The sequence below is a fragment of the Allobosea sp. 01N443 genome (genome assembly GCF_056399325.1).
The window spans coordinates 1-14,954 of the sequence record NZ_JBFTRC010000140.1; the positions used below are offsets into that span (position 1 = coordinate 1).

The window sequence follows — 14,954 nt, forward strand, 5'->3', positions numbered from 1 at the left end:
AATGTCCGATGGTTGCCGAACGCAGGAAATCACCTGCCCACACCTTCACTCCTGCCGCTCTCGCGCGTCAGGGCTTTTTGGCGAGAGCGAGATTGTAGGCATCGAAGGCCTGGCGGTAGCCACGCGCCACCGCGCGGGTAGCGCGGCCGATCTGGCTGTAGACCTCGTCGTCRAGATTGGCGAAGGAGACGCGCACCGACCAATCGGGGGCGTGGAAGCCGCCGCCGTTCAAGAGCACGATGCCGTGGTCCTCGGCGAGGCGGAAGACGATGTCGAGCGGRTGGACGTGCTCCTTCATRTAGCTCACCACCTCGGGGCCGACATATTTRTTCGCCCAGAACTCGAAATCGATCAGGCCGTAATAGCGATCATGCAGGGGRTTGTCGGGCACATCGATGCCCAATCCTTCGATCATCCGGTCGACGCGGGACTTCACGATATCCATGCAGGTCTTTTGATAGAGCTTGGCCTCGTCCATCATCTCGGACAGCGAGAACATGGTCATCATCACCTGCTGCGGCAGCGACAGGCCGGCCGTGTGATTCAGGGCGATGTCGCGGCTGTCGGCGACGATGCGGTCGATCAGTCTCAGTTCGCGCGGCTTGAGCGTGATCGGGCCATAGCGGGTATCGAGCACCGTCAGGATCTTCTCCGGATGGTTCGCGATCGCCTTGTCCARGATRTTGTCGCGGTGRATGGCGATGACGCCGAGCCGCCAGCCGGTGCACCCGAAATATTTCGAGTAGGAGTAGACCCCGATTGTATTCTGCGGGAGCGCGCCGAGCAGGCCACGGAAACCCTTGACGAAGGTGCCGTAGACGTCGTCGGTGAGGATGATCAGGTCGGGACGCTTGGTCTGGACCAGTTTCACGATCTTGGCGATCGTCTCCTCGCTCAGGGCAACGGCATAGGGATTGCCCGGATTGACGACGAAGAAGGCCTTGACCTTGGGGTCTTCAAGCTTCTTGAGTTCCTCGTCGGTGAACTGCCAGCGGTTTTCCTGAGGCGCGGCCACCGAAACGATGTTGAGGCCGTAATCCTCGAGATGCGGCATTTCGAGATAGGGCGTGAAGATAGGGGTCGCCAGGGCAATCGTGTCGCCCGGGTTCAGGAGCCGGTTGGCCTTCAGCGACTTGAAGATGTAGCACATCGCTGCCGTTCCGCCCTCGACGGCATAGAGGTCGAACTGGCCGGATGGGTGCGGCTCCCCGCACATCGCCCACATCAGGTATTCATGCACGATGCGCTCGTTATGCACGAGCATGCGGTCAGGCACCGGATAATTGTCGCCAATGATCGAGTCGACAAGCTCGTGCACGAAGGCGTCTGGTTTGAAGCTGAACTTATTGATGGCAAAGGCGACCATCTCTCGGAGGAAGGTGGCACCGGGCGAGTCCTTATGATCCGCCAGCCAGCTCTCCAGCCGATCGGCAATACCCTCGGCCTTGGGCATGCCACCGATGCCGGCGGCCTTGTGCATCACGCGCCTGCTTTCCGTGATCGCAAATTGTCCCAGCAGGAAGAAGCCCTCGCGCGGCGTCATCGCGACCCAGTTCGGATTGCCGCGGCCGGCATTCAAAAGGGCGATCGAGGAGGTCTGCGCGGTCTGTTTTGCGAGACGGATCAGTTCGTCCTTGATCTCGAACGGGCTGAGGGTTGCGAAACTGCGTAACTTCACCAGGTCCATGGCATTTCCCCATGTTCTTCATGTGCAACGAATGCGTCAGTACGTGTCGCCGTTAGGTCAGCAGCATGATGATCACCATGCCCCAGATCGTCAGAAGGGTGTTTCCCACCGCATAGGTCACGGTGTAGCCCAGAGCCGGAACCTGGCTTCCTGCGGTCTCGCAGATCATGCCGAGCGCTGCCGTAGTGGTGCGGGCGCCGGCACAGGCCCCGAGCAGRATGGCCGGATCGAACCGGAATATGTATTTGCCGGCGAACATCGCCAGGATGAGYGGGATCGCGGTGGCCAATGCACCCCAGAGGAAGAGGCCAAGGCCTTGCGTCTGCAGCCCCTTGACGAAGCCGGGGCCGGCGGAAATTCCGACGCAMGCGATGAAGATGTTCAGGCCGACCGAGTTCATGAACCAGACGGTGGAACTTGGGATGCGRCCGAAGAGCGGGCGCACGGAGCGGAGCCAGCCGAAGACCAGGCCGGAAATCAGCGCGCCGCCGGCTGTCGAGAGGGTCAGCGGGACACCGCCGACCTTGAACACGAGAGCGCCGACCAGGGCGCCAAGCGTGATGGCAGCACCGATGAAGGCGACATCGGCGACGTCGCTGGCCCGGTCGGGATGGCCGATGACCTTGCCAACGGCGGCAATGTCCTGGGTCCGGCCGACGATCGTCAGGATGTCGCCACGCTGGATCACGGTGTTGGCGAGGATCGGGATACTGGTGGCGGTCGCGCCCCGCACGATCTTCCGGAGGAAGACGCCGCGCGCCTGCGGCATATGCGAAATCTCCGCGAGCGTCTTGCCGTCGACATCCTTGCTGGTGACGTAGACGTCGACACCCTCGGCCTTGACGTCGAGGAGCTCGGCATCTTCGACCTCTTCGGCGGCCTGGCCGATCAGGTTGACGAGAACCTCCCGCGGGCCGGCAATGGCGACGATGTCGCCCTCCTGCAGAATGGTATCGGTGGTCGCGTCCTCGATGATGCCATTRCGGCGGATGCGTTCGACGAAGACCCGCGCATCGGGAACCAGCGCCTCGGCATCGACTGCGCGCATGCCGACAACCCTGGCGCCGCTTCGCACCTTGAAGGCGCGCAGCTCGAAGCGCCGCCAGACAGAACCCGGGCCGCCAAGCTCCTTGTCGCCGCCGAGCCGCGCCTCATAGTCCTTGCAGGCCTGGACGAGGTCGATGCCGAGAAGCTTGGGTCCAAGCTGGGCGAGGACGACGGCCGATCCGACTGTGCCGAAGATATAGGTCACCGCATAGGCGACGGGCATCGCGTCGAGSMATTCCTTGGTCTGTTCCGGCGAGAGACCGAGGCGATTGATCGCATCGGTCGCCAGGCCCATCGAGGCCGAAATCGTCTGCGAGCCGGCATAGAGGCCCGCCGCATAGCCCGGATGGTAGCCGGCGATCTTTGCGATGATGACCGGTATCGCGAGGCAGAACACGGTGACGACGACCGCAAAGATCGCCTGGGGCGCGCCGTCCTTGGCGATGCCTCGCACGAATTGCGGGCCAACGCCGTAGCCGACGGCGAACAGGAACATCAGGAAGAACGTCGATTTGACGTTCGGGGAGATCGTGATCCCGAGCTGGCCGATGAGGACGGCCGCGATCAGCGTGGAGGTGACCGCCCCGAGGCTGAAKCCCTTATARGCGAAGCCGCCGACATAGTATCCGATCGCCAGGGACAGAAAGAGCGCGATCTCCGGATAGCTGCGAAGCGTACTGGCGAACCATTCGAACATGCCGATCTCCCTATKTGGCRGCSCMGARCTGCCGCGCWTTCGCTGGCGAGGGCGCCTAGGMAGCCCGCGGTTTCTTGCGGSCTGTTTCGTGATTGGCGCTCTTCTTCCCGGCGAGCACGTCCGTTCTGAGCAGTTTCAGGCCCTTGGCCTTCTCGTAGCCATGGATCTCCTTCACATCGAGCTTGCGCATGAAGGTGATCGTTTCGTGCGTGATGACCTGGCCGGGCACCATGATCGGGAAGCCGGGCGGGTAGGGGATCACGAAATTGGCCGAGACCATGTCCGGCCCGTCCTTGAGGCGSCGGTCGCATTCRGGGCTGTCGATCGGCACATACTCGCACTGCTTCTCGGAATAGGCGGCGAAGAATGCGGTGCGGATGTCCCCTTCCGGGGTCTTGTCACCTGCGTCCTGCCGGAACGTTTCGTGGAAATGGCTGAAATTCGGCAGATCGGGCACGTCCTTCATCAGCGCCTTGACSCGCGCTGCGAAGGCCGTCTGCTCCGCCTCGCCACCGTGCTTGAGCCTTGTATCGATGCTCCTGCAGATCTTCAGGAGCACGCTGATCAGAAGCGCGACATCGCTGCGCGTGTTGTTGATGTTCGATTGCAGCAGAACCGAGTTTCGCGAGGTCTTGTTGAGCTGGATGTTGTATTCGGAGGCAAGCAGGCCCTTGAAGCTGGTACCATCGAAGCCAGCCGTGCCGCAGACCAGGGTCATGCGGGTGGGGTCGAGGCAGAACTCATCCTCGCGCATGCTGCGCAATTGATCATCCCAGCGCGTTCCCGGAGCCAGGAAGTCGACGAAGCCGCTGGAGCGGTACTCCTTGGGCACCATCCCATCGGCACCGACGATGCTGAAATACTTGGAGATCAGCGGATGCGAGTTGATCTCGCGGCGAATGTCGAGAGCGATCTCGATGGCGTTCATGACGAGGCCGTAGCCTTCGAGCTCCATCTGGCGACGGGCGACATCGAGGCTTGCGATCAGCTGCTGGTTCGGGCTGGTCGAGGCATGGGTGAAGATCGCCTCGTGGAACTGGGCCTCGATCGTGTGGAAATCGACATCCTTCACCAGCACCATGGAGCCCTGGCGGATGGCCGACATCGACTTGTGGGTCGAGTTGGTCTGATAGACCCGCAGGCGAATGGCGCGCGGATCGGGAATGAGGCGCGTCTGCAGCAGCTTSTCGGCTGAAGGCGCATTRCCGAGTTCGGCGCGCTGTTTCTCGAACTGTTCGACTGCTCCGGGCGTYTGCGCCCAGGCTTCGATGTCGGCGGCTGCGCCCATGCCGGTCCGAGGCCGGAGGAAGGGCGACCAGCGCGCGAAKCCGAACCAGGCTTCATCCCAGAGGAAGATCAGGTCTGGCTTGATCGCCAGGCATTCCTCCATGACGCGCCGCGTGTTGTAGATRTGGCCGTCGAAGGTGCAGTTGGTGAGATCGAGCATCTTCACCCGGTCGAGCCGACCTTCGGACTTCAGGTCGAGCAGCGCCTTCTTGATGGTGCGCAGCGGGACCGCGCCATACATCGAGAATTCCGCCATCGGGAACGCTTCGACATAGAAGGGCTGMGCYCCGCTCAGCACCAGCCCGTAATGRTGYGACTTGTGGCAGTTGCGGTCGAGGATSACGATATCGCCSGGAGCGACCAGCGCCTGCAGAACCATCTTGTTCGAGGTGCTGGTKCCGTTGGTGACGAAGAACACGTGCTCGGCGCCGAAGGCCCTCGCAGCCATGTCCTGTGCCCGTTTGATGTTGCCCGTGGGCTCCAGCAGGCTGTCGAGCCCGCCCGTYGTCGCGCTGCTCTCCGCCAGGAAGAGGTTGATGCCGTAGAACTGCCCCATGTCGCGGATCCAGGGCKAGCGGAAAACAGATTTGCCACGCGCGATCGGCAGCGCGTGGAAGGTGGCGATCGGTCTTTGCGCATAGCGCTTGAGATTGTCGAAGAAGGGKGTCTCGAAGCGSGCCTGGATGCCCTCCAGCAGYGAGAGATGGAGTTCGAGCGGCTCCTCGATCTGGTACATGACCCGCCGGATCATGGCTGCGCGGGGATCGCCGGCGAGCTTTTCCACCCGGCGATCCGACAGAAGGTAGATGTCGAGTTCCGGCCGGATCGCCTTCAACCCCGCAGCCAGGCGCAGCGAMAGGTCGGCCTCGTCCGCCTCCTGCAGCAAGGGTTGCTGGGTGGCGAGCACATTTCTCAGCACCGATGCGTCATGGCGAGAGCGCAGCGCGAAGCCCTCATAGATCGCGACCGCTGCAATGTCGGGGTTCATCACCGCGGCGCAGACAGCGTCCTCGAGACTTCCGACCAGCACGGATTCATAGATGAAGGCATCTTCCTGCCGTCGCAGCCTGCGGAACTCGCCGGCGATGTGGGGCCATCGGGCGGGCGGCGCGGGCGATACGATCAGCAGTTCGAAATAGGGCCGATGCGTCTGGGTTTCGCCAAGTGCCGGCGGCAGCAGATCCGCGGGTTCGGGGAGGGAGAGATCGGCCGCCTGCCGTTCGCCTGCGTCATGCTTGTAGTTGCCTGTGATGATGTCGACCGAGATGCGCTTCGCAAGAGCGAGAAATCCGGCCTTGTCCTCGTTCCTGAGACGTTCGCGCAGCGCCGCGATCAGCTCCGTGCCGGGAAAGGCATGGAACTCCTCGAGCACGCCGAGGTCATCGAGGGCCTGCTCGACGGCGCCCCGCTTTGCGTCTCCWTTGGCCCAGGATCTTGCGAGAGAATGAAGGTCCCGCCACCGATCATGGCGTCCGGACGGTGCGGAGAAGAAATGGTCGATCGACCGCGCATCTTTGGCAGCGCTGGACATTCCGAATCCTTCCCTGGTTGAACGAGGTCGAGGTTCAGATCGCTTTCGGTACGTTCCGCTCGACCGCCCGCGGGCGGCGTGGCCGCGCCCGCGCAAACTGCCGCTGAAAAATCCTGCGCTGAGAACAGCACATCGAGGGACGTCGGCGTATTGTCCTTAGGGACAGGTTCTTATCGGCAGGAATTCGCTAGAATTCACCAGGCAGGTCGGAGCGCATTGCGATGTCCTGCGTGGGTATAGGCTGTGGCCTCAAGTCGATAGGCAGATACGGTTTGCGTGGCATCTTACCCGGATCGGTGCGCGGATTGATCGTGGAGGCTTTGATGATGAGCAGGCTGATCACCCTTGCAGCGTCCATCGTAATGGCCGCCGCGGTTCTTGTCGCATCTGCTACCGCGCAGACCGTCGGAACACCGAACTCATGCAACAAGATCAATGGCTGCATGTGGGATTTCATCTACGAGAACCAGATGATGAAGCAGAGCGGCCTCATGACGAAAGCCATGGAGGAGGGCCGTGCGAACAAGGAGGCGTTCGAGGCGCTGCGAGAGTGGGAGCGCATCCATGGCACCGCCCCGGGCAATCCGCGCTAGCGACGGTTCGAATTGGGCATCCGGGGCCGTGCTGATACTGGCCGCGCCCCTCCGGCAGAATACCCTGGGGTGGTGCGAGCGCTCCGAGGGAGCGGATATCGGGAGAGCGCGATGATTCTCCGTTTCGTGCTGGCGGGCGTATTGGCCCTGGCCCCCCCCCTTCAATCCCTCGCGCAAGCGCAGGCGCAGGCGCCCACTCCTTCGACAGGTGCAGCGCTGACGCCCGCGGCCCTGCCGGTCGACCAGACCCTGCTCGCGACAGCGCAGCTCGACGCGCTGCTAGCCCCGATAGCGCTCTATCCGGACACCCTGCTGGCTCAGGTGCTGATGGCCTCGACCTATCCGCTCGAAGTCGTTCAGGCCGAGCGCTGGGCTGCCGAGAACAAGAAGCTCAAGGGAGACGCACTCAAGGCGGCCGCGGAGAAACAGGCCTGGGACGATAGCATCAAGGCATTGGTCGCCACGCCGTCGGTGCTCCAGATGATGAGCAAGAACCTGGAATGGACGCAGAAGCTCGGCGATGCCGTTCTCGCTCAGGAAACCGACGTCATGGACGCTGTCCAGCGGATGAGGTCGCGGGCCTACGAGAACAAGAAGCTCACCTCGGGCACGCAGCAGACGGTGACGGTGCAGCAGGAGGGCGCAAGGCAGACCATCGCCATCGCGCCAGCCACATCCGACACCATCTATGTGCCCTATTATGATCCTGGCGTCGTCTACGGCGCCTGGCCCTATCCCGAGAGCACGCCCTATTACTTTCCAGCCCCGGGCTACATCGCGACCGGAGTCATTGCGACCGGGCTCGCTTTCGGTACCGCCTACGCGCTCGGCCGCTGGGCGACCGGCGGCTATTGGGGCGGCAACATCAACTGGAACAACAACAACATCAATATCAACCGCGATCGCGTGACGCACTGGCAGCACAATCCGCAGCATCGCCAAGGGGTCAGATACGGCAATTCGCAGGTTCAGCAGCGGTTTGCGAACACCTCGCGYCCGGGCAGCGACGGMCGCATGGACTTTCGCGGGCGGGACGGAAAYCAGGCCCGCCCGGACCGGCCCGATCGCCCCAACACCGGAGCTGGCAACCGGCCGGATCGCGGGCAGGGGGCCAATCGGCCTGACCGCCCCAATGCCGGCAATCGCCCCAATGCCGGCGCCGGTGCAGCGCGTCCCGATCGCGGRGCAGGGAACCGTCCTGCCACCGCCGACCGCGCRCGCCAGAACCGYCCGAAYGCGCAAAGGCCGGCGCAGCGGCCGGCGCAGGCCAATCGYCCCGGCGGCGGCAACGTCAATCGGGCGGSTGGKCCGCGCCGCGACAATGCCTTCGGCAACATGCAGCCCGGCAGGGCMGCCAATCTGCAATCCCAGCGCGGACAGRCRAGCTTCGCTCATGCCGGAGCGCGGATGGGYGGCGGCGGRTTTGGCGGYGGWCCCAGAGCGGGRGGCGGCGGGTTTGGCGGCGGCGGGGCACGCATGGGCGGCGGCGGTGGCGCGCGCATGGGTGGCGGCGGTGGGCGTGGAGGCGGCGGTCGYGGGGGCGGCGGTGGGCGGCGTTCCGACRTCGCGCTCAAGGATCATATCGTCGAGCTCGGCCGGCTTCGGAATGGCATCGGCTTCTACCGGTTTGCCTATCGGGGCAGCGACAGGCGCTATGTCGGCGTGATGGCGCAGGAGGTCCAGGAGGTCGCGCCCGACGCCGTGACACGGGGCGCCGATGGTTTCCTGCGTGTCTATTACGAGCGCATCGGGGTGCGGTTCCAGACCTACGATCAATGGCTGGCATCCGGCTCGCACGTACCGACCGGAACCATCCGCCATGAATGTGCGGCGACGGCACTATGCCGTGCCACTGTCCCGGAGATGTCCGGAGGTATGCTGCCATGATGCACCTCAACCGGATCCGTCGGCGATGGCTGAGCCTCGCAATCGCGGCTGCCACCTTGGCCGGGATCTCCGCAGCCAGCGCGCAASAGCGCTTCAAGACRCCCGAGGCGGCCGCCGCAGCCCTTGTGGAAGCCGCCCGCACCAGCGAGACCGGCCCGATGCTCGGCGTTCTCGGGCTCAAGGGGCGCGACATCGTCTTTTCCGGCGACGAGGTCGCCGACGCGGCGGACAGGGAGCGCTTTCTCTCCGCCTATCAGGCCAAGCACCAGGTCACGGTCGACGGCGACAAGGCGACATTGCTCGTTGGTCAGAATGACTTTCCGTTCCCGATCCCGATCCTGCGCAAGGACGGKGAGTGGCGGTTCGACACWGAGGCCGGGCGCAAGGAAATCCTKTTCAGGCGCCTCGGGCGCAATGAGCTCGATGCGATCCAGGTCAGCCTGGCCTATGTCGACGCCCAGAACGACTATGCGAGCAAGGACAGAACCGGCGCCGGGCCAGGCTCCTATGCCCAGCGGGTCGCGAGCCGCCCGGGGAAGCGCGACGGCTTGTTCTGGGCGACCGGGGCAGGAGAAGAGGCCAGTCCGCTKGGCGCTCTCGCCGCGCAGGCCGAGCGCGAAGGCTACAAGGGCGGGCAGGGCAAGACGCCCTATCACGGCTACTACTACAAGATCCTSAAGCGCCAGGGKGCCGCGGCRCCAGGYGGAAGCCTCGACTATGTCGTCGGCRGCAAGATGATCGGCGGCTTCGCYCTGCTCGCCTATCCCGCCGAATACGGCAMCTCCGGCGTCATGAGCTTCATCGTGAACCACGARGGYACGGTGTATCAGAAGGATCTGGGACCCARGACCAGCCGGATCGCGACGCGGATGCGCTCATACGATCCCGACAAGACCTGGGAGAAGGTTTCGGTGCCGCAGAGTTGATGGCAGTCCACCTGGCGGACACGACCGGGAATGGCTTTGGGGCCGATGATGCCGGACAATCGCGAGGTCGAGCTGAAACTCATTCCCATGAGTGGGGACCTCGAGCACTATGCCCGGGCGGCCAAGGCGTTGGGGACAAGCGGGAAGGGCAGGACACGGCGCCTGCACTCCGTCTACTTCGATACCCCCAAGCTCAAGCTGCGGCGCAAGGGCTATTCGCTTCGCATCCGGCATGACGGCCGGAAGAACATCCAGACGGTCAAGTCGAGTGGCGCCGGAGCGATCATGCGCGGCGAGTGGGAGTGCGCCGTCGCGACCGATGCACCGTCGAAGGATACGCTCGCAGGGACGCCTCTGTGCGATGTGCTGGGCGACCGCGACCTGAGCAACTTGCGAGCGGTTTTCAGCACGCAGGTCAGGCGCAGGACCTTCGTCATCATGCGCCCCGATGCGACGGTGGAACTGGCGCTCGACATCGGAGAGATCCAGGGCGATGGCCGGTCGCTGCCGATCTGCGAGGCCGAGCTCGAACTCGCAAGCGGCACGCCGACTGCGCTCCTGAGCTGTGCCCGTGATCTGGCATCGATCGTGCCCTCGCTGCCGGTATTGTCGTCCAAGGGCGAGCGCGGCTTCCGGCTGAGCGCGGGTTCCCCGCAGAGCGCCGTCAGCGAACTGTCCTTCGATGTCACGCCGGGCATGAGCACGGAACAGGCCATCCAGAGCACGTTCTCCACTTGCTTCACCGGACTCTTCGATAACTTTGCCCTGCTCGCGGCGGGCGGCGGCGGCGAGGCGCTGCATCAAGCACGGGTCTGCATTCGCCGGATACGGGCGCTCGCCTCATTGTTCGAGCCGGCCCAGCAATGGCGAGGTGACAATGACCTTTCGCCACGGCTTCGCTGGCTGACCCAGTTTCTTGGTGCATCCCGCGAGGTCGATGTCCTCTGCGAGACCGTCCTGGCAGCGCTCGGCGCCAGCTATGGCAGCGCCCCGGGCGTTGCGGATCTGAGAGCGGTCTTTGAAACCCGGGGCGAGCACGCTCGTGAAACGGCGATCGACTATCTGAAGTCGCCGGCAGCCCTGGAGCTCAGCCTCGACCTGCTCGGCGCGCTGGCACGAACCTCGCCGACGCCGCAACAGGCCGAGCTGCTCCAGATGCCGATCGGGCGCTATCTGAGACGCGAACTTCGGCCGCGACTGAAGTCTTTCCTCAAGCGCTGCCGGCACATCGAACGGCTCGATCCACCCGAACAGCATGAGGCGCGCGTTCGCGCCTAGAAGCTCCGCTACATGATCGACCCCTTCGGTGCGCTTCTGGCCCGGCGAAGCTTCTCCAGCCTCATCGAGCCTCTCCAGACAATCCAGCGCGTCCTTGGCGACCTCAATGACCGCAGGACCGGTGAAGCCTTGCTCATGAGCTATGTCGAGGAGGTGCTGGGCGGGGATAGCGGCGGCAGCCGCATTCTCTTCGCCGCCGGCCTTGCAACTGCGCTCTGCCGCGCTTCCGACACCAAGGACGTGACGGATAGCGCGGCGGCTGCCCGCTCCAGGCTGGAGCGTTCTGATCTCGACTTCGACGAGGGAGAGGATTCCGGCCTGGCATAGCCTGCGCCGCTGGGCTCGCCGGACAAGGCGCAAGGAAGCAATGATGTTCGGTCGCCTTCCAATCCTGAGCGGCTTCTCTGGCTTCTCGCCCGACTGGCTGCGCTTTGACGTGACCGCAGGCCTGGCGGTGGCGGCGGTCGCGATCCCGAGCGCCATTGCCTATCCCGCGATCGCAGGGCTGCCCGTCGAGGTGGGGATCTATGCGAGCATCCTGCCGCTCGTCGGCTATGCGCTCTTCGGGCCCTCCCAAAAGCTCATGCTTGGCCCCGATGCGGCGACGATGACGGTTCTTGCCGCGGTCATGGCCGCGATGCCTGCCGGCTCTCCCGAGGAGCGGGTCGCCACTGCTGCGGCGCTTGCATTGGCTGTCGGCATCCTCAGCCTTCTTGCCAGCACGGTCGGCCTCGGCGCCATCGCGGCCTTCCTGTCCCGGCCGATCCTGATCGGATTCATCAGCGGCATCTCGATATCGATCATGGTGGGCCAGATCGGTCGGCTGACCGGCGTGAAGATCGACGCCGACGGCTTGCTGGCCCCAGTCCTGGAACTGTTGCGAAGATCGGATCTGATCCATTGGCCATCGGTGACGCTGGGAGCGGCGATGCTGGCGCTTCTGCTGATCCTGCCACGCCTGCGCTTTCCGATCCCGGGGCCTCTCGTCGTCGTCGTCGTTGCAGCCATCGCCTCCCATCTGTTCAATTTCGAGGCGATGGGTATCAAGGTCGTCGGCCGCCTGCCAAACACACTCCCGGCCCTGTCGTTTCCCACCGGGGCTGCCTTGCCGCTGCGCGAACTCGTGCTCGGCGCCGGGGCCGTCTGGCTCGTCGGCGTCAGCGCCGGGCTCGTCAGTGCGCGCAGCTTCGGGGTGCGCGGCAATTTTCCGATCGATRCCAACCGCGAGCTCGTCGGCATCGGCGCGGCCAATATCGCATCGGGATTGTTCAGCGGCTTTCCGGTCACCATCTCGGATTCGCGTACAGCGATAAACCTGGCTGCCGGAGCACGATCGCAACTGGCCGGGCTGGTTGCGGCCGGCGCGCTGACGGCGCTGCTGCTCTACCTCAATCAGGCGCTGCGCGTGCTGCCGGTGCCGGCGCTGGGCGCCATTCTGGTCGCAGCGGCGTTGAATCTCATCGACATTTCCGGCTTGAGGGAAACCTGGCGCATCAGCCGGGTCGAGTTCGTCTTTGCGCTGATCAGCATGTGGGGAGCGATCAGCCTGGGGGTGTTGAGCGGCGTGGTGATCGCCATTGCTGGGACCCTGCTTCATCTGCTGCTCAAGGACATGCGACCGCGCGATGCCTTGCTCGGGCGCGCTGCCGGCAGGCCGGGCTTCTACAAACTTCATCGGGTACAGGAGGCGCGGCCCGTTCCAGGGCTGGTGATCTACCTGGTTCAGGGCAGCGTGCTGTTCTTCAATGCCGAATACGTCAAAGCCCGGATCGAGGGTATCGTCGATGCGGCACCGCCGGGGACGCGCTGGCTCGTGATCGACGCCAGCGCGATCGCCCAGATCGATTCAACTGCTGCGGTCATGCTCGGTGAGCTGCAGGGGTGGCTTGCAGAGCGCGGCGTGACGCTGGCCGTCGCGGAGCTGCACCGGGATCCGATGGACATCCTCAGGCGATCGGGTTTTCTCGATGCGATTGGGCCAGGGTTGATTTTCGACGAGCTTCAGGATGCCGTCGGCGCCTTTGAAGCCGAGCGCCGCGTCATTCCAGCAGGCTAAGGCATCGGCCCGAAAAGTGGATTCCGGTTTTTGGGAAAGCCGATGCAAACACAAAAGGTTAGATTATCGGACCGGATACGGTTTCCGGTTCGATGATCTAACCGGCCGGCCGCGAGCGGGCCTCCCGAATGAGGATGTCGACGCTGACGATGAAGACCCAGACCGGGAAGAWGATCACGGTCCAATCCAGGAATTGGCTGCCGATCAGGATGATGGCGGCGGCGATATACCCTGTGATCGCCGTTGCGCGTGCGGCAATTCCGGTGCGCAGGACGATCGTCGAGGCCGTCATCAGGAAAACGCCCGCCATTTTCAGGGCGTAGATGCTGGTCAGGTGATAGGCGAGCGACCGCGCAAGCATGAAGGTCATCGATCCCGGCAGGTCCCTGGGAAGCGCGGAATAGGCGATGAGGATGGCTCCGACCGAAGAAGCGGAGACGAAGAGCAGGCCGATGAACAGAAGACCGCTTCCGAGAAAGACCGTCGCAAACAACTTGTCTTCGGCCGCCCCCATCCGGTCGCGGAGGACACCGACGAACCACAGGAACGCGATGCCCGCGAACGGGATCAGGTTGAGCGCGAGCGACACTTTCCAGGATTGCGGACCCAGCCAGTCGCCAGGGTCTCGCGGGTCCAGCCGCACGGTGTCGAGGATCAGAAAAAGCGAGGTAAGCAGCAGCACCGAAAAAAGGATCCCGGCGGCGGCGGCAGCCCTCGGGGTCTTCAGGCCCTTTGCCGGATGCGGGTTGTAGCCACTCGCTAGGGGGTCGGTTGTCATCGTGGTCCAACCCTTCTTTCAAAACGGCTCCAGAACGCTGACGAATCTCCGGGAAACACGCCGTTTTGTCAGGCGCCAGGTTCCCATTGGTTTGTTGCGGTGGCAATCGAACTGCACGGACATGATGCAAGGCTGGCTGGCTCTGCCCGACTGATCGCAAGTCATTGCTACGAGATAAGGCCCAGTTGCTCCGCGGAGAGGACAAGCTCGGCTATCGAGCGTGCGGCCATCTTTTCCATCACATTGTGCCGGTGAGCCTTGACGGTGCGAATGGTGGTTCCGAGTTCGTAGGCGATCTGCTTGTTCATCCGGCCTCGCGCCACAAGAGCGAAGACCTCGCGTTCCCGCGGGGTGAGGCTGCCGAGCCGGAGCGCTCGCGATACAGCACCATCGTCATTGTGCCTGGTGCGGCGACAGCGTGCGAGCGCCCGGTTTATCGCATCGAACAGCACGTCCTTGGTGACCGGCTTCGTCAGGAAATCCTCTGCGCCGGCCTTGATCGTGCGGACACTGGTTGGAATGTCGCCATGACCGGTGAGGAAGATCACGGGCAATCGCGATCCGGCCGCATTGAGGCGGAGCTGAAGATCAGGGCCGCTCACGCCTGGAATATCGACGTCGAGCAGAATGCAGCCGTCCGTTCCTTCGTCGGGAAGCTGGTCCAGGAGCTCGGCTCCGGTCCCGTATGATTTCGTCTGGAAGCCGGAGGCTTCGAGCAAGCGAACCATTGCGGTCCTGAAGGAGATGTCGTCATCGACCAGATAGATATTGGCTGGCATGGAGGCGCTTCATGTCTTCATGGCGGGGAGATGGATGTGGAAGGCAACACCGCCATCATCGCGGTTGTCCACCCAGATCCGCCCGCGATGGGCGAGAATGATCTTCCTGCTGATCGCCAGGCCGAGCCCCATTCCATCGGCTTTGGTGGTGTAGTACTCGTCGAAAATTCTCGACAACGACTGAGGCGGGACTTTCGGTCCGTAGTTGATGATGGATATCTCGACGATGCCTCGTCCGTGAAATGCACTCTTTACGATGATATCTCTTCGAGAACTGCCATGGCCGATGATGGCATCGAGCGCGTTGATGGTGATGTTGAGGATCACCTGCTGAATCTGGATGGCATCGGCCGGGATCTCCGGAAGATTCTCGTCCAGCTCTGATCTCAGACCGATATCGTTTGCGGC

The 14,954-nt window shown here is 63.6% G+C and carries 13 protein-coding genes; 6 read left to right on the forward strand and 7 right to left on the reverse strand.

What is annotated here, in order from left to right; translation table 11 throughout:
* Positions 1-67 precede the first annotated feature (67 nt).
* From aspD to AC1DRP_RS26165, 4 genes are all read right to left on the reverse strand, one after another.
* Entirely contained in the window at positions 68-1,687 is a 1,620-nt protein-coding gene (gene aspD, locus AC1DRP_RS26150; RefSeq protein WP_476769973.1) for an aspartate 4-decarboxylase, read from the reverse strand.
* Positions 1,688-1,739: 52 nt separating this feature from the next.
* Positions 1,740-3,431 (reverse strand): aspartate-alanine antiporter, encoded by a 1,692-nt coding sequence (gene aspT / locus AC1DRP_RS26155; protein WP_476769974.1) that lies wholly within the window; start codon positions 3,429-3,431, stop codon positions 1,740-1,742.
* Between the two features lie 55 nt (positions 3,432-3,486).
* Positions 3,487-6,249: a decarboxylase gene (locus AC1DRP_RS26160; RefSeq protein ID WP_476769975.1), complete on the reverse strand. Its 2,763-nt coding sequence runs from the start codon at positions 6,247-6,249 to the stop codon at positions 3,487-3,489.
* Between the two features lie 187 nt (positions 6,250-6,436).
* Positions 6,437-6,694, reverse strand: coding sequence for a hypothetical protein (locus AC1DRP_RS26165; RefSeq protein WP_476769976.1), 258 nt, complete (start codon positions 6,692-6,694; stop codon positions 6,437-6,439).
* Here AC1DRP_RS26165 and AC1DRP_RS26170 point away from each other — a divergent pair.
* The 6 genes from AC1DRP_RS26170 (at position 6,693) to AC1DRP_RS26195 (ending at position 12,989) form a co-directional block, all read left to right on the forward strand.
* On the forward strand, positions 6,693-6,842 hold the full coding sequence (locus tag AC1DRP_RS26170) for a hypothetical protein (protein WP_476769977.1): 150 nt from the start codon (positions 6,693-6,695) through the stop codon (positions 6,840-6,842). The genes AC1DRP_RS26165 and AC1DRP_RS26170 overlap by 2 nt on opposite strands.
* A 111-nt stretch (positions 6,843-6,953) precedes the next feature.
* Positions 6,954-8,729: a DUF3300 domain-containing protein gene (locus tag AC1DRP_RS26175; RefSeq protein WP_476769978.1), complete on the forward strand. Its 1,776-nt coding sequence runs from the start codon at positions 6,954-6,956 to the stop codon at positions 8,727-8,729.
* On the forward strand, positions 8,726-9,655 hold the full coding sequence (locus AC1DRP_RS26180; RefSeq protein WP_476769979.1) for a DUF2950 domain-containing protein: 930 nt from the start codon (positions 8,726-8,728) through the stop codon (positions 9,653-9,655). The genes AC1DRP_RS26175 and AC1DRP_RS26180 overlap by 4 nt, the downstream gene beginning before the upstream one ends.
* Before the next feature lie 30 nt (positions 9,656-9,685).
* Complete coding sequence (locus tag AC1DRP_RS26185; RefSeq protein ID WP_476769980.1) at positions 9,686-10,933, forward strand: CYTH and CHAD domain-containing protein; 1,248 nt, start codon at positions 9,686-9,688, stop codon at positions 10,931-10,933.
* 12 nt (positions 10,934-10,945) lie between these two features.
* Positions 10,946-11,260 carry a hypothetical protein gene (locus tag AC1DRP_RS26190; protein ID WP_476769981.1) on the forward strand — a complete coding sequence of 105 codons (315 nt, stop codon included), beginning with the start codon at positions 10,946-10,948 and terminating at the stop codon, positions 11,258-11,260.
* 43 nt (positions 11,261-11,303) lie between these two features.
* Complete coding sequence (locus tag AC1DRP_RS26195; protein ID WP_476769982.1) at positions 11,304-12,989, forward strand: SulP family inorganic anion transporter; 1,686 nt, start codon at positions 11,304-11,306, stop codon at positions 12,987-12,989.
* 97 nt (positions 12,990-13,086) lie between these two features.
* Here the strand turns inward: AC1DRP_RS26195 and AC1DRP_RS26200 are convergent, their stop codons facing one another.
* From AC1DRP_RS26200 to AC1DRP_RS26210, 3 genes are all read right to left on the reverse strand, one after another.
* A complete protein-coding gene (locus AC1DRP_RS26200; protein ID WP_476769983.1) occupies positions 13,087-13,767 on the reverse strand; it encodes a hypothetical protein in 681 nt (226 codons plus the stop codon).
* Between the two features lie 167 nt (positions 13,768-13,934).
* Positions 13,935-14,546, reverse strand: coding sequence for a response regulator transcription factor (locus tag AC1DRP_RS26205; RefSeq protein ID WP_441509105.1), 612 nt, complete (start codon positions 14,544-14,546; stop codon positions 13,935-13,937).
* Positions 14,547-14,555: 9 nt separating this feature from the next.
* Positions 14,556-14,954 (reverse strand): ATP-binding protein (locus AC1DRP_RS26210; protein WP_476769984.1); only part of this gene is annotated, 399 nt, incomplete at its 5' end.